The sequence below is a fragment of the Cystobacter fuscus genome (genome assembly GCF_002305875.1).
Lineage (GTDB): Bacteria > Myxococcota > Myxococcia > Myxococcales > Myxococcaceae > Cystobacter > Cystobacter fuscus_A.
The window spans coordinates 1,125,941-1,142,699 of the sequence record NZ_CP022098.1; the positions used below are offsets into that span (position 1 = coordinate 1,125,941).

A 16,759-nucleotide genomic window follows, 5' to 3' on the forward strand; every position below is an offset into this window, starting at 1 on the left:
ATCCCTGGGAGTTCGTCAGCGCCCATCCGCCCGTGAGGAGGAAGAGGTTACTGGACTCGTGGACGCGCGTCCACGTCGGCCGCCGCGCCGCCCCTCGGGGAGGCGTTCACCACCGGGAATCGGAGATGCGCGCCGCACGAGACTCTGGGCGCTACACAACACGTCCCTGCCGCCGCGGGGGAGGTCGGCTGTCTCTCGGGTGGTAGAGTTCAAGTCGACCATGGGTGTTGCCGAGCGGGCGGGGACCACTCTTCGCGAGGAGTCACATCATGCAGGGACGTATTCGGGTCGGCATCCTGGAGGATCAGACGGTTCTACGGGAGAGCCTGGTCGCCCTCTTCGAGGGAGCGGGGATGGAGGTGTGTGCCTCGGGTGGGGACGTGGAGAGCCTGCTGGCCCAGATGAAGGACCAGCCGCTGGACGTGGCCATCGTGGATCTGCGCCTGGAGAACCCGGGGAACTGGGGGGTGGACAATGGCCTGCGCCTGGTGGAAGTGCTGCGCGAGCGCTACCCCCATACCCGTTCGATCGTGTTCTCCGCTCACCGCGAGGCCTCCCTGCTGGAGCGCTGCTTCCAGGCGGGAGCGGCCGGCTATCTGTGCAAGCTCAACGCGAGCGGCGCGGCGCTGCTGTCCGCCGTCGAGCAGGTGGCACGTGGAGAGAACCTCGTTCCTCCGGAACTGGTGGGCCCGGGTGATGGCGCCTCGGACGCGCGCACCTCCCCGCTGGAGCGGCTCACCCAGCGCGAGCGCGAGGTGCTGGAGATGGTGGCGGCCGGCTCGGACAACCTCCAGATTTCCGCGCGCCTGGGCATCACCGAGCGCACCGTGAAGGCCCACGTCTCCAACCTCTACCGGAAGATGGGCGTGCAGAACCGCGTGGAGATGGCGATGATCGCCTACCAGAGCGGGTTCGCCCGGCCGCCGCCGCCGCCGCCGCAGCAGCAGGCCGAGTTTCCCAAGTAGGACTCCTCAGGGCCGCAGGGCGGTGACGAGCTCGAAGGGACCGGGAAGGACGCGCACCTCGCGGAAGCCCAACGCCGGGAGGGCGCGCGTGTAGAACGCGACGTCGCGCAGACGGCTGCCGCACGAGTCCACTCCCATGAGGAAGTAGGACCAGAAGAACTGGGCGGCGAGCCGCTCCGGGGTGCGGAACTCCTCGCAGATGAGGACACGGCCGCCGGGAGGCAGGGCCTCGAAGGCGGCGCGCAGCAGGGCGTGCGCCGTGTCCTCGGGCCAGTCATGGAGCACGCGCACGAAGGACAGGGCGTCATGGCTGTTGGGCAGGGGCTCGCGCAGGAAGTCCCCGGCCACGAACCCGAGCCGGCCCTCGAGGCCGCGCGCCCGCCGGGTCCGCTCCACCAGGGGCTCGCACGTGGGCAGGTTGTAGACGTCCACGCGCAGGTCGGGCCGGGCCTCCAGCAGGTGCGCCGCGAGGCTGCCATCGCCGCCTCCCACGTCCAGCAGCCGCGTGCCCGCGGGGAAGAGGGCGTCGGCGTGGGCGCGGAAGGTCTCCACGATGGGGCCGAGCCCCGCCGCCATGCTGGCCTCGAAGCCGGCCACCTGCTCGGGCGTGCGCGGAGGCCAGTCGAAGGACCGGGGGGACACGCTGCGCTCACCGCGCAGCACCTCGGGCAGATGGCCGTACAGCTCGCGCCAGGCGTACGTCTCCCGATCCCGCTCCTGCGAGCGGGGACCCAGCACGGCCTCGGCCGCGGCGCGCAGGCCCGGTACCGCCGCGTAGCGGAGCTCCCCGCGCGCCTCCGGGGGGGACTCGCGCCGCACGAGCCCCAGGCTCTCCAGGCAGTCGAGGAACTTGTCGAGGCGCGTGGGCACGAGGCCATGGCGCTCGCTCAGGGCCGCGAGCGTCACCGGCCCTGGCTCGAGCGCGTCGAGCAGCCCCAGGCGCAGGGCCGTCTCCACCACGTCCACGGCACGCGCTCCGTTGAAGAGCAGGTGGAGCAGGGCGCGAGGCCCGGGGAGTGCCTCGCTCATGGGGTGCCCGCTCCGCTCGCGTCCCGAGGCGTGCCTGGCGCGTGGCCACCCTCGCGCTGCCAGGTGGTCGTCATCTCCACGCGCACCCGCCACAGCGCGGGGAAGAGGGGCTGGGTCATGCGTCCGGGCAGCACCCGCGTGGGCAGTCCATCGAGCGCCTTCACCGTGGGGTCCACGCCGATGGTGCGGCGCACGAGCTGGAAGTGCGTGTACAGCCAGTTCTGCCAGGCCTCGTCGTAGTCGAGCAATTGCTCGCACACGCGCTTGAGATCGGGGTGGCGGGGCGTCGCGTACACGTCGGTGAGCTGCGCGTCGCGCCGTCGCAGCAGCCGCTCCAGCGCTTCGTCCAGACCCCGGGTGGCGGTGCTCACGGCGTTGTAGCCCGGCGACTCCTGCCCACTGCCATTGCCGAGGCTGCGGCGGATGATCTGATAGGTGTCCGGGGTGAGGGTTTCCAGCACGCCCAGCTCCGCGGCGAGCACGCGCGCCACGCGGGTCAGGCGCTCCAGCCGCGCCGAGACCTCCCAGAGGGCATTGGCGTCCAGCTCCTCCACGGCCTCCACCGACTCATGGGCGATCAGCTTGAGCCACAGCTCCTGGGACTGGTGCACGGCCTGGAAGAGCAGCTCGTCGGGGGTCACCCGCTGGGCGGGGGGCGTCTGGAGCGCGAGCAGCTCGGGGGTGCGCACGTACTTCTCGTAGTCCAGCTCGCCCTGGCCCACCCACTTCTTGAGCAGCGGGTTGAGCCATGGGCCCTGCAACTGGCGCCTCAACTGCTCGGCGGCACTGACGACCTCGGGGATCTGTTCCATGAGTCCTCCTGGGGGCATCCGGGACAGGGGCCCCTTTCGAGGACACGGCCGCCTCGGACAGGAGCCAGGGGGACCTATCCGCGGAAGGCGTTGAGTTTCTGGATGAGTTCGGCCCCTTGAATGCTCTTGGAGAGATAACCATCCGCGCCCGCGGCGAGAGCCAGGGAGCGCAGACGGGACTCGTCCGTTGCCGAGTACAGGATGAACTTGGTCCCACGGGGAGCGTACCGGCGTGCCAGGGTGAGCACCTGGTCACCTTTGAGGGCGGGGAAGTTCACGTCGAGCAACACGAGATCCGGCTCGCCCTGGCGCACCAGGTTGGACACGCCCAGGGCCGAGTCGTGGGTCTGCACGTCGAAGTGGGGTGCCAGGGTACGACGGACGAGGTCCAGTTGATCCGGATCATCGTCCACCACCAGGACGCGGGCCCTGGTGGTGATGCGCTCATCCATGGGTCTTCCCCAAATGCTTGCGAATGGTGTCGAGGAGCACCTCGCGATCCAAGGGCTTGGTGAGATAGGCGTCACAGCCGGCGGCCGAGGCCTTCTCCTGGTACTCGCGTCCGGCGTGGGCCGTCACGGCGATGACGGGGACGCTGGCCACGGCGGGCACCTGGCGCAGGCGCCGGGTGGCTTCCCAGCCATCCACGCGGGGCAGGGACAGGTCCATGAGGATGAGGTCCGGCACCTCGCGCGTGGCGCGCTCCACGCCCATCTCCCCGTCCTCGGCCTCCAGCACCTCGAACTGGCCGCCGAGGTAGCGGCGGACGATGTCGCGGTTCTGCGGGTTGTCCTCCACGTAGAGGATGCGCGGCTGGCGGTTGGCGCGCTGGGCGCTCTGCTTGAGCAGGAGCCCCTTGGCCTGGCCGATGACGTCCTCCAGCGCGTGGCCGCCCTTCTGCACGAAGCCGGCGAAGCCGTCGCGCAGCACGGCCTGCTCCTCGGCGGTGAGCGTCTTGCCGGTGAGCACCACCACGGGCACCTGGAGCTTGTCCGCGCGCATGCGGCGGATGACCTCGAAGCCGTCCAGGTTGGGCATCATCAAGTCGAGCACCACGAGCGTGGGCGGGGAGACGCGCGCCTTGAGCAGGGCGTCCTCGCCGTTGTGGGCCTCGTGGGTGGAGAAGCCCGCGCGGCGCAGGGAGCGGCTGACGAGCTCGCGCGTGGCGGCGTCGTCGTCCACCACGAGCACCTCGCCGGCGCCCGCGGCGGAGCCGATGCTGCGGCGCACCACGTCCACCAGGTGGTCGGGCTCCACCGGCTTGACGAGGTACTCGCACGCGCCCAGTGAGAAGCCCCGCGCGCGCTGCTCCTCCACGGAGATGATGATGACGGGGATGCGCGCGAGGTCCGGCTCGCCCTTGAGCGTGGACAGCACGCTCCAGCCGTCCAGCCGCGGCAGGTGGATGTCCAGCACGATGGCCTGCGGGCGCAGCTCGCGCGCCTTGCGCAGCGCCTCCATGCCGTCCGAGGCCGTCACCACGGTGAAGCCCGAGGGCTCGAGCTGGCCGGCGACGAGCTGCTGCACGAGCACGTCGTCATCCACCACCAGCACGGTGCCCCCGCGCATCATGGGGGTCAGTACGGCGCCCACGTCCTCGGGGGCCACGGGCTTGTCCAGCTCGCGCGACCCACCCAGGGCCTCGCCCTCGAGCACGCCCGCCAGCCGCACCGTGAAGGTGGTGCCCCGGCCCAGCGTGCTCTGCACCTCCACGCCGCCGCCCAATATCTTGCTCAGCTCGCGCACGATGGCGAGCCCCAGGCCCGTGCCGCCCACCTTGCGCGTGGTGGAGCCGTCCACCTGGCGGAACTTCTCGAAGATGAAGGGCAGTTGGTCCGGCGGAATGCCGATGCCCGTGTCCTCGACGACGAAGATGGCCTCGTTGCCCTCGGCGCGCGCGGTGAGCGACACCTCGCCCGACTCGGTGAACTTGGCCGCGTTGGACAGCAGGTTGAGCAGTATCTGCCGCAGCTTGAGCGCGTCCGTGCGCACGAAGGCCACGTGCTCGTCGATGTCCGTGCGCAGCTCCACGTCCTTGCCCTTGAGGTACTCCTTCACCGTGGCCGTGCACTCCTCGGCCAGCTCCGCCAGGTCCACCCGCTCCACCACGACCTCGATGCGGCCCGCTTCGATCTTCGACAGGTCGAGGATGTCGTTGATGAGCGCCAGCAGCGTCTGCGCGTTCTTCTTCACCACGTTGAGGTCGCGCCGGCCGTGGGCGGTGAGCCGGCTGCCCTCCTCGCGCATGAGCAGATCGCAGTAGCCGATGATGCCGTTGAGCGGCGTGCGGATTTCGTGGCTGAAGTTGGCGAGGAACTCGCTGCGCAGCCGGAAGGCGCTCTCCGCCTCGCGCGCTCGCTCCTCCTCGTTGCGCTTGGCGGCGGCGAGCTCCGTGGCCAGCCGGTCCAGGTCCTCGTTCTGCTGACGGATGAGCTCCATCTGCAGCGCGCGCTGCTGGTAGCTGGCGAGCGTGCGCGCGGACACGGCGCGGCTCTTCTTGAGCTCCTCGAGGTTGTCCGCCAGGCGCTGGTTGGCCGTCTCCAGCTCGGCCTTGGAGCGGCGCAGGCTCTCCTCGGCGGCCTTGCGCTCGGTGATGTCCTCGGTGATGCCGAGCACGTAGCGCGCCCGGCCCGACTCATCCAGCAGGGGCAGCTTGCGCGTGGCGTAGACGCGATCCTGTCCGCTCGTGCGCGCCACCTCCTCGAAGGTCTTGAGCTTGCCCGTCTCGAGGATCTCCGTGTCGATGGCGATGAAGGAGTCGGCCTGCTCCTTGGGGAAGTAGTCGTGGTCGAGCTTGCCGAGCAACCACTCCTTGGTCACCCCGAAGGCGTCGGCGAAGGTGCGGTTGACCACGCGCAGCCGGCGCTCCTCGGCGTCCTTCACGAAGAGGACGAAGGGCAGGCTGTCCACGATGCGCTCGAGCAGCCAGCGCGAGTGGGTCTGCTCCTGCTCGGCCTGCTGGTGCTGGCGCCGCTCGAGGGTGCGCTGGATCTCGCGGCGCACCACCGGCGCGAGCAATCCCAGGCGGTCCATCTCCAGGTAGCTGTTGGCGTGCACCTGTTCCAGGGCCGCGTGCATCTCCGCCTCGTCCCAGGCCTTCCCGATGACGATCAGCGGCAGCAGCGGATGGCGCTCCTGGAGGGGAGGCGCGGCCTCGCGGAAGGTGAGCCCGGGCAGACCCGGGCCACACACGGCCACGTCCCACTCCCGCTCCAGCGCCGCCTTCAACGCCTCGGGGGTGGCGGGGTGCCCGACGGAGACCTCGAGGCCCGCGCGCCGCAAGGTCTCGAGGATGCGGGCGCCCTCGGGCTCTCCCGCCATCAAAAGCAATGTCAGTGTCCTGGTGTCCGACACGGCAGGGACCGGAATACTCATCCGTCAGTTTTCCCCGAACGCCAAGACCGTCAGCGTCGTGTTGATGTGAAACCCCGAGTAGACCTCGAAGTGCACATTCATTCCAGCCGCTGTGGGAGCGTGACGCAAGGAGGCCGCGATGGCATCGACCGCTCCGGTTGCCTGGGCGTACCACATGCGGCCACTGCAATGGAAAAGCAGGGTGGCGCGGGGGTTGAGGACGCGGCGGGGCAGCTCTTCCTGGAAGAAGGCGCGTGTCATGCCGGCCAGGTCCCCGGCCTTCATCAGCTCCAGCTCGGTGCCTTCCTCCAGGAGGTTGGCGAAGAGGATGGAGTCGTCGGGCAGGACCTTCCAGGGAGCGCGGATGAAGTACTCGCGGCCCACCTTGAGGGCGGTGGGGTGCGCGGCGAAGCCCCGGGGCTTGCCGAACTCGAGATCCTCCACCGACACGCCCAGCATGTCCGCGTAGCGTTGCGCGGCCGGCTTGCCGTCGATTTCGAGGGCGCGCGTGGCGCTGTCGTCCACGCGGGTGATGGTGAGGCGCTCGCCCAGCGGCTGGTACCAGTGGGAGCGCAGGGCGGCCCAGGGCGCGCTCGTCTTGAAGAGCGCCACCAGCACGCTGTCCGTGGTCACCTCGCCGTCCACGTGGAGCAGGGCGGACTGGCTCTGTGGATCCTGCTCGGAGTCGGCGGCGCCGCCGCCCACGAGCATCAGCGCCTGGTTCTTGTCGAGCAGGCCGAGCAGCAGCTCTTCCTTCTTGTAGCGAAAGCCATCATCGATGACGAGGCCCACGTACTGGCGCGTGTCGATGTCCGCCTGGCGCACGCCCAGCTCCTGGGCGGCGCGCTTCATGGCCATGGCGCCCGCGCTCACCGCGTCCTCGGACAGGCCGGTGCCCAGGCCGAGCCCCACCTCGAAGTCCCCCGAGAGCGCGCCCAGCACGACGCTGCCCGAGTGGATGCCGCGGTTGTCCAGCTCGCCCGCGGTGGTGGCGCCCACCAGGCGCGTGCCCGGGGGCAGCCGCTCGCGCACCGCGCGGTTGAGGGCGAGCTGATCCCGGTTGCGTGAGGCGAACAGGGTGACGAGCCTGGGAGTTTCGCCGCCTTCGAGCTGTCGGATGAGATCCTCGGCCACGGCGACCGGTTCCACCAACGTGCTGCGCGCCGTCTGCATCTTCACTCGAGCCAACCAGGACCTCCCGCGGGGGCAGTAGGGCAGTGCGGCCTACAGGTTACTGCCTGGGTGGGTTTTGTGACAGCTATCCGTGCATTGCTGGAAGGAGTCGCGGCCGCCGCCCACGTACATGCTCTCGATGGGACCGAATTGTTGCACGTGCGTGTCCGGGTAGCTCTTGTGACAGGACAGACACGCGGACTTGCTCGTGCGCTCGATGCTCTCGGCCGTCAGGTGGCACTTGTCGCACTGCTGCAGGGGCGAGTCGTAGCGGCCCGAGCGCGAGTGGATGAAGTGGGTGCGCACGACGATGGGGCCTTCCAGCTCGAAGCCCAGCGGGGCATGGCAGGCGTTGCACCCGGCGCGGTTGTCATTGCCGTGCAGCACCCGCGCGAGCTCGCCGCCCTCGCTGTGGCAGCTGTTGCAGGGGCCGGTGGGGAGGTTGGGCTGGGTGGGCCGGGTGGACTCCACCTGGATGTTGATCGTCTTGCTGAAGGGGATGTCCTCGCCCAGGTAGACGCGGCGGCCCTTCACCGTCACCAGGTAGGTGCCGGGCTCGGCGTTGGCGGGCAGGGTGTACGTCCAGGTGTCGCTCGCGGGCGCGTCCCAGCCCCCCTTCTCCGGGAAGAAGGCGCCGCCGAACAAGTCATTGGCGGGCGGGAAGGTCTGGAACTGCGCGAACACGCCGTCGCGCTCGAGCGTGCCCACCGTCTGCACGTCGTCGGCGCCGAAGAAGGCCTCCAGGTCCACGATGCTGCGGATGGGCTGGAGCTTCTGCGCGGGGCCGATGATCTGCGTCATCAGCATGCGCTCGCGGTGCTTGCGCAGGTAATAGGTGGTGGTGGGCTCGAAGAAGGCCCGGTAGTACTGGATGCCCGAGTCGACCTTCCCCGAGGTGAACTCCCTGTAGGTGGGCAGGCTGCCCTGGGGGTGCAGGCGCTTGCCGGCCCCGTCGCGCAGGGTGAGCTGGAAGGTGATGCTCGAGCCGGCCGCGTAGGTGCCATTGGCGCGCGGCGGGGTGAGGGCCTTGATGTCCACCGAGACCCCGTAGGCGTAGGCGGGCTTGTCCTCCTGCTCGACGGGGATGGTGTAGTAGTCCACGCCGGCGCGCATCGTCCAGAACAGGCGCAGGGCGCGGGTGCTGCGCGTCAGCGTGAAGGGCGTGGCGCCCGTGCGCGCGTTGCGCACCTCGACGAGGGCCTCCTCGGTGAAGTCGCGCGCGGTGGAGCAGTCACTCATGCTCTTGCAGTCCGCGGTGGTCTGCACCGCGCGCAGCCGGCGGATGAAGAAGTCGTCCGAGGGCTGGCGGCGATCCCCCCGGCCGATGTTCAGCACGATGGGGCGGCCGGTGGGGCGGCCCCACCCATCCACGGGCAGCACCGTGAAGACGCTCGTCTGCTCCATCCACTGCGCCTGCCGGTAGAAGCGGCGCCGGGTATAGGTGCCGTTCGCGTTGGCCAGGAGGAGGGGCTCCTCGTCCACCTGCTTGAGCCCCTGCCAGGGCAGTTGCGCGAAACGGCCCGTGCGGCGCAGCCCGTCCACACCCTCGTCCCGGGTGGCCTTCACCACCTCGCGCACGTCGATCTGGTTGATGTAGAAGCTCTGCCCGGCCTTCACCCGCAGCGGCTGGGCCTTGCCGGGAGGCAGGCCCTCGTAGCCCACCTCGAGCGCCAGGGGGATGGGCTTGGAGCCCCCGCGTCCCACCTCCCGCGTGTCCTCCCCGGTCTTCTCCGCGGAAGTCACCTCGGAGGCCACCGCCGGCCGCGCGAAGCCCGCCCCCCAGAGGAGCGCCACGAGCCCCATGCCGCGCAAAAGGACGGACGCGTGCGACGGCACGCCCAGTGCTACCTGACCGCTCATGGCGGACCCTCTTTTCCCAGTAGGGGTGGCGGGGGCCACCCGTCCAGCCTCGGTTCTCGCGTAGATCCTCGCCCGTGCCACCCCGCCCAGCGCCCCACGAAATCCCGTCCGTTTTCCTATTCCCGGAAACACGAAGATTCGCGTCTGAACAGATTAGAGCGGTTTCCCCTTGGAATTTCAACTTCTAAGGGAATTATTCACACTGCTGAAAAGTCATTTTTTCGACTCAACACCCATGCCAGGGGGAGCGCGCTCGGCGCGTCGGCCTGGAGCGGAGGGCCTCCCGGTTCATGCGCTCCAACTCGAGGTAGAGCTGCTCGGTGGACAGCCGGGAGAGATCCACGCGCACGGGGATGGGCTGCATGGAGGGGATAGAAGGGAGCGGGGGGCGCAGCATCCAGCCCAGGCCGTAGCCGAGGAGGAATCCCGCCCCGCTCAACAGGCCCGCGAGCACCCCGAGCGTGACGGGAACCAGGCCCAGGGGCGGGAGGTGTCGCCACCCGATGGCGAGTCCCAGGGCGGCGAGGGTGGCGGAAACGAGCGTGAGCAGGCCCACGCCCGCGAGTAGCGGGCGGCTTGAATGACGCGGTGGCATGGATTGGTCTCCCCCTCAGCGCCTCCCTGGGATGGAGTCGCTGGTGTTTTCCAACTTGGTCGTGGGTATGCGGCCAGGAAATCACCCTCGTGGGATGGAGCGCTGTCCGTTAAAGGACAGCGCTCGTGCGCTCCGGATCCGCGCCGGGTGCACCCTCGGGGGGCGCCAGACAATGGCCCGGAGGGTGTCGAGGGGTTATGAGCCAACCCCTTCTGCTTCTTCTGCTTCTTCTGCTTCTTCTGACGTGAGGGTCTGTTTCCGACCATGTCCTTCGTTTCAGGCAACAAGGTCCGCTACCTCCCCCAGCCCGAGTGGGGCGTGGGGCATCTCCTCGAATTGCAGGACGAGGGCGCCAAGGCGCTCGTCCTCTTCCCCGCCCGGGAGGGCGAGCCGGTGCTGGTGTCCACCAAGGGTGGCGCCCTGGTGCCCTATCGCCTGACCAAGGGCGAGCCCGTGAAGACGGCCCGGGGCCGGCGCGCCACCGTGGTGGGTGAGGAGGAAGGCGGCCGCGGTCTGCGCCGCTACGTCATCCGCTACGCCGACACGGGCGAGGAGGACGAGCTGCCCGAGTCCGAGGTGCACGCGCTCGCCCCGCGCTCGGACGTGCTGTCCACGCTGCGCGAGGGCCGGGTGGGCGAGGCACGGGCCTTCATGTTGCGCAAGCAGGCGCTGCAACTGGACGACGAGCGACGGTGTGATGCGCTCGGCGCGCTGCTGGCCAGCCGGGTGATGGTGAAGCCGCACCAGGTGGGCGTGGTGCAGCGCGTGCTCAGCGCGCGCCGGCCCCGCTTCGTGCTCGCCGACGAGGTGGGCCTGGGCAAGACGATCGAAGCGGGCATGGTGTTCAGCGCCCTGCGGCTGTCCGGGCTCGCGCGGCGCGTGCTGGTGGTGGCCCCCAGCCACCTCACCGTGCAGTGGCTGGTGGAGCTGTTCCACAAGTTCAACCAGCTCTTCACGCTCATGGACTCGGACCGGTACGCGAGCTCGCTCAAGGAGCAGCCCCAGGTGTCCCCGTGGGCGCGCTTCCCCCTGGTGGTGACGAGTCTGGAGATGCTCGCCCGGAGCGAGGAGCACCGGCGCGCCGTGGCGGGCGAGGACGCGTTCTGGGACCTGGTCATCATCGACGAGGCACACCACCTCAAGGGCGAGAAGGCCTTCGCGGCCGCCGAGGGCCTGGCGGCCAACAGCTGGGGCCTGCTGCTGCTCACGGCCACGCCCATGCAGTTGGATCCGGCCGAGTACCACGGGCTGCTCACGCTCATCGACGCGGCGACGGCGCCCACGGTGGCGGGCTTCGAGCAGCGGCTGGCGCGGCAGGAGGAACTGAGCACGGCGGTGCGCGGGCTGCTCGAGGGCCAGGACGCCAAGGGCGCGGTGAAGGCCCTGGCGGCGCGCTTCCCGGACGACCCGCGGCTCACGACGCTCAAGGATCGGGACGCGCTCCTGCAGCACCTGGCGGAGACGTACAGCCTGTCGGACCGGCTGGTGCGCAACCGGCGCGCGGTGGTGGGCGGCTTCTCCACGCGCCGGCTGCACCGGCATCCGGTGAAGCTGTCCGCCGAGGAGCTGCGCACGCGCGACGCCGCGTTGGCCGCGCTCGCCTCGTCCACCCTGCGCGGCGCGCCCCTGGGCAACCTGCTGCGCCGCCTGGAGTCGAGCCCCGCGGCCTTCGCCGAGGCACTCCAGGGCAACAAGGCGCTGGCGAGCGTGGCCGGCTCGCTCAAGCTGCCCGCGCGCGACGCGAAGTTCGGCGCCTTCCAGGAGGTGCTGCGCGGCATCTGGAGCGCGGAGCCCCGCGCCAAGGTGCTCGTGTTCACCGAGAGCCGTGACACGCTCGAGTCGCTGCGCGCGGAGCTGGGCCGCGAGGGCACCGAGGCGCTCGCCTACCATGGCGATCTGCCCCTGGTGGAGAGAGACAGGCAGGTGGCGCGCTTCCGCGATCCCGAGGGCCCGCTGGTGCTCCTGTGCACCGAGGTGGGTGGAGAGGGTCGCAACTTCCAGTTCGCGCACCACCTGGTGCACTACGACCTGCCGTGGAGCCCGGCGACGGTGGAGCAGCGCATCGGGCGTCTGGATCGCATCGGGCAGAACCACCCGGTGGAGATCCACGTCTTCGATCCCGCGGGCACGCTGGCCGCGGACGTGTTGATGCTGCTGGCGGACGCGGTGGGCGTCTTCGGCGAGACGGTGGGTGGCCTGGACGCGGTGCTGGAGGAGGTGGAGCCGCGGCTGGCCGAGCTGGCGATCCTGCCGCGCGAGTCGCGCGTGGCGTACGCCGCGGAGCTCAAGGTGAAGGTGGAGGCGGCGCGGGCGCAGGTGAAGCGCGCGTATGATCCGCTGCTGGACATCCGCTCGTTCGACAAGGACGCGGTGGCGCGGCTGGTGAAGCGGGCGCAGGAGCGCATGGGGCTGGAGGAGGACGAGGAGGAGGAGGCCGCGCCGAGCCTGGAGGAGGGGCTGTGGAGCGTGGCGAGGGATCTGGACGAGCGGCTGGAGGAGTCGGTGACGGAGCTGGCGCGCCGGGTGGGCATCGGCGTGGACACGGACGAGCAGGTGGATGCCTTCCAGTGCGCCTTCCAGTTCGGCCACGCGCTCAAGGTGGAGGGCCTGCCGGGCATCGACATCAACGAGGACCGCACGGTGCTGGGCACCTTCTGGCGCGACACGGCGGTGGAGGCCGAGGAGCTGGAGTACTACGCCACGGGCCACCCCATCGTGGAGTCGTTGTTCGGCTTCCTGCGGGACGGGCCGTACGGGCGCAGCGCGGCGCGGTTCATCGAGAAGCGCGGGCCGCTCAAGGCGCGGGGCGTGGAGCTGCTCTACCACGTGCAGCTGCCCGAGCCCGAGGACACCTCGCCGGGCGCGCGGGTGCCGAGCCGTCAGCTCGCGCGCTTCCTGGAGCGCACGCTGGTGCACGTGGCGGTGGTGGAGGGCCCCTCGGGTCCCAAGGTGGACACGGGGGTGCTCGGCGCGCTGGAGGCGGAGGGCAAGTCCCTCAAGGGGGACGAGGTGGCGCGTGCCTTCCCGGGCTTCGCGGCCTTCGTGGACGCGGGCGTGCCGGTGGCGCTCAAGGCCGCCGAGGCGGAGCTGGGCAAGCTCCAGACGCGCGCGCGCAAGGCCGTGGAGGCCGAGCGGGACGCGGCGCTCGCGCGCATGAAGCTGTCGCTCACGCACCAGGGACTGGAGGAGAAGGCGGTGCGGGCGCAGCTCGACGCCGAGCACGAGCACTATGAGCGGCTGCTCCAGGCACTCGCCGGGGCCAAGGTGGTGCTCGACTCGGCCTGCGGCTTCGTCATCAACCGCTGAGCCCTGGGCTGCGTCGCTCCACTGCTGCCGGTCCCCTGTCTCCTCCCAGTGGAGACAGGGGGCACATCAGGGGGAGAGGGCGTCGAGTCGAGACAACACGTCGACGGTGAGCTTCTCGAACTGCTTGCGCGCGAGGGCCACCGCTTGGACCTGCCCACCGCCAACTCCATCCGCCTTCTTCAAATCGAAGAGAGGTTTGCGGGCTTGTTGCGCGAGCGGTACGAGGCTCGAGAAGTGCCTCATGGACGCAAGGCAGAAGGGGTCGGAATCAACGCTCGCGGGGATTTCGGCCTCATCCTGGAGGACCTCCTGGTGAAACACCGCCGGGATGGCCGCGGCCCATGTCGCATACCCCGAGACGGGGCGGTGCGCGCGCGCGAGGTGCTGCTGGACAATGTACCCGATCGGCCTGAACTCATGCGGTGGATGGTCCGCTCGAGGACGCGCTTCCATGTGCCGTTCCCGTACGAGATGCCACTCCTCACGCCATGCTCGCAGGGCGGGACCGATGTTGCGTAGACCTTGCAAGCTGAAGAGGTCCGGTGCCACGGGGACGATGACGGCATCACATGCGAGCAACGTCGCTCGAGTGAGAGCGCCAAGGTTGGGCCCGATGTCGAAGAGAACGACGTCGGCGTTCACCGCCTGGGCCGCGAGGTTCGAGAGAACATCGAGCGACGTGGTGACGTCCAGGGCATGCTCGTTGTTCTTCTCCGCCTTCCTGGCCCATTCCTCGGCCAGGGTCTGTTCGAAACCGCTGAGCTCGAGCTTCCCTGGGAGCAGCCAGAGGTTGGTGTCCACCCGGGTGAGGAGTGGCTCGCGGACCTTTCCTTCTCCACGGCGGACCAGCTCGACACAGTCCGACACCGTCCGGTCCTGGGCCTCCTGCTCCCAGATGTCGAACAACTCATCCTCGCCGAGGAGGATGGTCGAGAGGTTGCACTGCGGGTCGCAGTCCAGCGCGACGACGCGTCGGCCCATCCGAGCCATCATATGGGCGATGTGCAGGGTCAGGGTCGTCTTGCCTACGCCTCCCTTGTTGTTGACGAGGACCAGGGACTTCACGGTTTCCTCCGAAGAGTGATCCGCGTGAAGCCGTTGGTGGTGACGTCGAGGTCGGGGTACCCGGCACGTTTCAGGGCCAGTCTGACTCGACGTATGCCCCTACCCGCCGCCTCGACATAGCCCAGTGCCGCCAGCGTGGCGGTGATGGTGGGATTCCGATAATCGGAATGCTCACCGAAGGAGCCTTCGCTGGCCCTGCCAAAGGGGGCTCCAGGATTGGAGAACTCCACCCGGTCGTCGTACCACTCGACCCGTGAGGGGGCGTTGGTTCCTTCGTACGCGCGGTGCTGCACGAGATTGCGCGCGAGCTCCTTGAGCGCCTGGGGCGGGTAGTCGTTGACGAACGGTGCTTGAAGCCCAGCGGACGGGCCAGGTGTGGATGAATTGTTCGCCTCGAGCTGAGCCCAGAGAACGTCCAACTGGTCGGAGAGCGTGCCCGTCGCCGTCTTGCGCGATGCGATTTCGGCATCCACGTCTGTTCCTGTGTACCGGATGAAATCGACGTAGGCGCCGGGAAGGAACGTCTGTGGACTCCGCCCATAGGTGAGTATGGCGGTGTGATTGGGGCGCCAGGTGCCGTTGATGCGCTCGACGAGCTGCCGCTGCATCAACCAGTTCTCCAATGGAGGAAAGGAGTCCTGTTCATCGTCGATTTCCTTCTCGGCGTCGTATTCCCGTTGAAGCTCCGCGATGTTCAGGTCATCGAGGGTCGCGCTGGCCACGACGCGTGAATCGAAGGTCCGGTTCTGCGCGGACTGGCGGTCCCGGAGCCGTTGCAGGTCGGCGTCTCGCGCCCGTACCGTGGTCGTGCCACTTCGAACCCAGACCACGGAGTCGACCGCCACGGGAAGTACAGGGGCAGGGTGGACCGTGATGGCGAAGAGGAGCTTCCCTTCGACCTCGAGTGCGTCGAGGTCGAAGGTGGGAGTTGGAAGGATCTTGATGCTTCGGAGCCGGTCGCTCAGCGTACGTTGTTCCTCGTCGATCCCCGTACCCGTCGCGGCGATTCCCTTGATCCTGCCGTTCTTGTCCACTCCAACGAGGAGATAGCCAGGACGCCTGGTATCTCCCAGGTCGTTGGCGAGGGCACAAACCGCCTGAAGGATCTTGTCCTCGCGCGCGGACTCCTTCCATTCGATGCGATCGGTTTCCGTGACCAACAACGGTTTTATGTCGAGCGTGGGCATGCGTATCCCGGTGAGCGCCGACTCAGGCGCGCACCTTCTCGCGCAGCGCCTTGGCCCGCTCCTGCGTCTCCGGATCCGAGTGCGTCATCTCGATGCCCTTGAGCCGCTGGTCCAGGCTCTTGGGCAGCTTGCCCTTCACCAGCTTGCCCTCGGCCTCCATCGCCTCCAGCTTGCCGAGCGCCTTGTCCGCGATGCGCTCCTTCGGGTGGCCCAGCAGGCTGTCGAGGAAGTACGGGTCCTCGGGCAGCTCGGGATACTTTTCCAGGTAGTCCAGCACGCCCTGGGCCCAGGCGCGCGGGTCCTCGGCGCTCTCCAGCACCTTCTGCATGGCCTGCTTCTGCGCCTTGCGCTTGCCCTCCGGATCGAAGGTCTTCGCCAGGCCCTCGGGCAGCTCGCCCCCGGTGAAGAGCGCGTCCGCGGCCGACTTGTACTTCTCGTAGGAGGCGCTGCGCTCGATGCGCTGCTGCGCCGGGTCATCCTGCCGCGAGGTGTGGCCCCGGCCCTTGCCGCGCTGGGCGTCCAGCTCCCGCCACGTCTTCGTGCGCTTGCCGGAGAATCCGCCGCCGCCCCGATCGTCATCCCTGTCACGTGCCATTGCGTCACTTCCCCTTGCGAGCCCCCCACAGCGCCGCCAGGCCGCTCTTCACCAGGGAACGGACGCGTGTCAGCTCCTCGGGCGCCAGGGGGTGCTCCTCGTCGTGCTCCGCCTCGAACAGGGCCTCGTCCGCGTACGCGGCGAGCGCCGTGGGCACCGGCGGAAGCTCCGTGCCCGACCCCCTCAACGCCTCGGGGGGCACTCCCGCCACTCCCCGCGGCCACCCCAGCTCCAGCATGGCGTGCAGCTCGAAGAGCAAGTGACGGGCAACGGCATATCCTTCGTCCGTGAGCCCCGCCGCGTCAAGCTCCCCCAGCAGCGCGTCCTGCCGGTTTTCGAACGAGTCGTGCAGCCGCGTGCGCGCCTTCTCGTCGTCCTCCAGGTAGCGCCAGGCGGCCTCCACGAAGGCCGTGTCCGGCTCGCCCGGGGCGAAGACGGCCGGGGGCTCCTCCTTCTGCTTCTTCGGACGCGGGGGCCGGGGGCCGTCCTCCAGGCGCACCTGCTTGCCCTCCTGCACCAGGTCCCACAGCCCCAGCAGGTTCTGGAAGAAGCGGCGCGCGAGCTCCGGGGACTCGAAGCGGGGCTCGCGCTCGAAGAGGCTCGGAATCACCTCGCTCGAGGGGCGTCCCTCGGCGTGGGCCTGGCGCATGTGGGCGAGCACCGTGAGGCTGTCGTGCGGGACGCCCGCGAACTCCAGCAGCCCGTCGAGCACCTGCGCGCCCTCGAATTCGTGGACGAACTCCATCTGTTTGGAACGGGAACGGCTCATGCTTCTCACCGTAGCCCCTGACGGGGCCTCTTGCCTTCCCAGAACCCAC

Annotated in this window: 13 protein-coding genes; 2 read left to right on the forward strand and 11 right to left on the reverse strand. The window is 69.3% G+C overall.

The genetic code is table 11. The features are described from left to right. The first annotated feature begins 269 nt into the window (after positions 1 to 269). On the forward strand, positions 270 to 965 hold the full coding sequence (locus CYFUS_RS04720; RefSeq protein WP_095984142.1) for a response regulator transcription factor: 696 nt from the start codon (positions 270 to 272) through the stop codon (positions 963 to 965). Positions 966 to 971: 6 nt separating this feature from the next. Here CYFUS_RS04720 and CYFUS_RS04725 read toward each other — a convergent pair whose 3' ends face one another. From CYFUS_RS04725 to CYFUS_RS04755, 7 genes are all read right to left on the reverse strand, one after another. Next, on the reverse strand, positions 972 to 1,994 hold the full coding sequence (locus CYFUS_RS04725) for a methyltransferase (protein WP_095984143.1): 1,023 nt from the start codon (positions 1,992 to 1,994) through the stop codon (positions 972 to 974). Beyond that, a complete protein-coding gene (locus CYFUS_RS04730) occupies positions 1,991 to 2,806 on the reverse strand; it encodes a tryptophan 2,3-dioxygenase family protein (RefSeq protein ID WP_095984144.1) in 816 nt (271 codons plus the stop codon). The genes CYFUS_RS04725 and CYFUS_RS04730 overlap by 4 nt, the downstream gene beginning before the upstream one ends. Positions 2,807 to 2,880: 74 nt before the next feature. Continuing rightward, positions 2,881 to 3,258, reverse strand: a complete 378-nt coding sequence (locus CYFUS_RS04735; RefSeq protein ID WP_095984145.1) for a response regulator — start codon at positions 3,256 to 3,258, stop codon at positions 2,881 to 2,883. Continuing rightward, complete coding sequence (locus CYFUS_RS04740) at positions 3,251 to 6,181, reverse strand: response regulator (protein WP_095984146.1); 2,931 nt, start codon at positions 6,179 to 6,181, stop codon at positions 3,251 to 3,253. The genes CYFUS_RS04735 and CYFUS_RS04740 overlap by 8 nt, the downstream gene beginning before the upstream one ends. Positions 6,182 to 6,184: 3 nt before the next feature. Beyond that, complete coding sequence (locus CYFUS_RS04745) at positions 6,185 to 7,348, reverse strand: FIST signal transduction protein (protein ID WP_095984147.1); 1,164 nt, start codon at positions 7,346 to 7,348, stop codon at positions 6,185 to 6,187. Between the two features lie 36 nt (positions 7,349 to 7,384). Further along, on the reverse strand, positions 7,385 to 9,193 hold the full coding sequence (locus tag CYFUS_RS04750) for a cytochrome C (protein ID WP_095984148.1): 1,809 nt from the start codon (positions 9,191 to 9,193) through the stop codon (positions 7,385 to 7,387). Positions 9,194 to 9,419: 226 nt separating this feature from the next. After that, positions 9,420 to 9,788 (reverse strand): hypothetical protein, encoded by a 369-nt coding sequence (locus CYFUS_RS04755; protein WP_157758240.1) that lies wholly within the window; start codon positions 9,786 to 9,788, stop codon positions 9,420 to 9,422. 264 nt (positions 9,789 to 10,052) lie between these two features. Between CYFUS_RS04755 and CYFUS_RS04760 the strand changes: the two genes are divergently transcribed. Beyond that, complete coding sequence (locus tag CYFUS_RS04760; RefSeq protein ID WP_095984150.1) at positions 10,053 to 13,094, forward strand: helicase-related protein; 3,042 nt, start codon at positions 10,053 to 10,055, stop codon at positions 13,092 to 13,094. Between the two features lie 66 nt (positions 13,095 to 13,160). Here CYFUS_RS04760 and CYFUS_RS04765 read toward each other — a convergent pair whose 3' ends face one another. From CYFUS_RS04765 to CYFUS_RS04780, 4 genes are read right to left on the reverse strand one after another with little or no spacing between them, the layout of a single operon-like run. Then, a complete protein-coding gene (locus CYFUS_RS04765) occupies positions 13,161 to 14,159 on the reverse strand; it encodes a ParA family protein (RefSeq protein WP_095984151.1) in 999 nt (332 codons plus the stop codon). After that, entirely contained in the window at positions 14,156 to 15,346 is a 1,191-nt protein-coding gene (locus tag CYFUS_RS04770; protein WP_095984152.1) for an RNA-binding domain-containing protein, read from the reverse strand. The genes CYFUS_RS04765 and CYFUS_RS04770 overlap by 4 nt, the downstream gene beginning before the upstream one ends. A 22-nt stretch (positions 15,347 to 15,368) precedes the next feature. Then, positions 15,369 to 15,941 (reverse strand): hypothetical protein, encoded by a 573-nt coding sequence (locus CYFUS_RS04775; protein WP_095984153.1) that lies wholly within the window; start codon positions 15,939 to 15,941, stop codon positions 15,369 to 15,371. 4 nt (positions 15,942 to 15,945) lie between these two features. After that, positions 15,946 to 16,710, reverse strand: a complete 765-nt coding sequence (locus CYFUS_RS04780; RefSeq protein ID WP_095984154.1) for a hypothetical protein — start codon at positions 16,708 to 16,710, stop codon at positions 15,946 to 15,948. Positions 16,711 to 16,759: the final 49 nt, after the last annotated feature.

What these genes read in the sequence shown, in the direction of transcription:
- CYFUS_RS04770 (WP_095984152.1), bottom strand. Translation starts at nt 15,346, where the DNA reads ATGCCCACGCTCGACATAAAACCGTTGTTGGTCACGGAAACCGATCGC.
- CYFUS_RS04750 (WP_095984148.1), bottom strand. Translation starts at nt 9,193, where the DNA reads ATGAGCGGTCAGGTAGCACTGGGCGTGCCGTCGCACGCGTCCGTCCTT.
- CYFUS_RS04740 (WP_095984146.1), bottom strand. Translation starts at nt 6,181, where the DNA reads ATGAGTATTCCGGTCCCTGCCGTGTCGGACACCAGGACACTGACATTG.
- CYFUS_RS04760 (WP_095984150.1), top strand. Translation starts at nt 10,053, where the DNA reads ATGTCCTTCGTTTCAGGCAACAAGGTCCGCTACCTCCCCCAGCCCGAG.
- CYFUS_RS04775 (WP_095984153.1), bottom strand. Translation starts at nt 15,941, where the DNA reads ATGGCACGTGACAGGGATGACGATCGGGGCGGCGGCGGATTCTCCGGC.
- CYFUS_RS04755 (WP_157758240.1), bottom strand. Translation starts at nt 9,788, where the DNA reads ATGCCACCGCGTCATTCAAGCCGCCCGCTACTCGCGGGCGTGGGCCTG.
- CYFUS_RS04725 (WP_095984143.1), bottom strand. Translation starts at nt 1,994, where the DNA reads ATGAGCGAGGCACTCCCCGGGCCTCGCGCCCTGCTCCACCTGCTCTTC.
- CYFUS_RS04720 (WP_095984142.1), top strand. Translation starts at nt 270, where the DNA reads ATGCAGGGACGTATTCGGGTCGGCATCCTGGAGGATCAGACGGTTCTA.
- CYFUS_RS04735 (WP_095984145.1), bottom strand. Translation starts at nt 3,258, where the DNA reads ATGGATGAGCGCATCACCACCAGGGCCCGCGTCCTGGTGGTGGACGAT.
- CYFUS_RS04730 (WP_095984144.1), bottom strand. Translation starts at nt 2,806, where the DNA reads ATGGAACAGATCCCCGAGGTCGTCAGTGCCGCCGAGCAGTTGAGGCGC.
- CYFUS_RS04780 (WP_095984154.1), bottom strand. Translation starts at nt 16,710, where the DNA reads ATGAGCCGTTCCCGTTCCAAACAGATGGAGTTCGTCCACGAATTCGAG.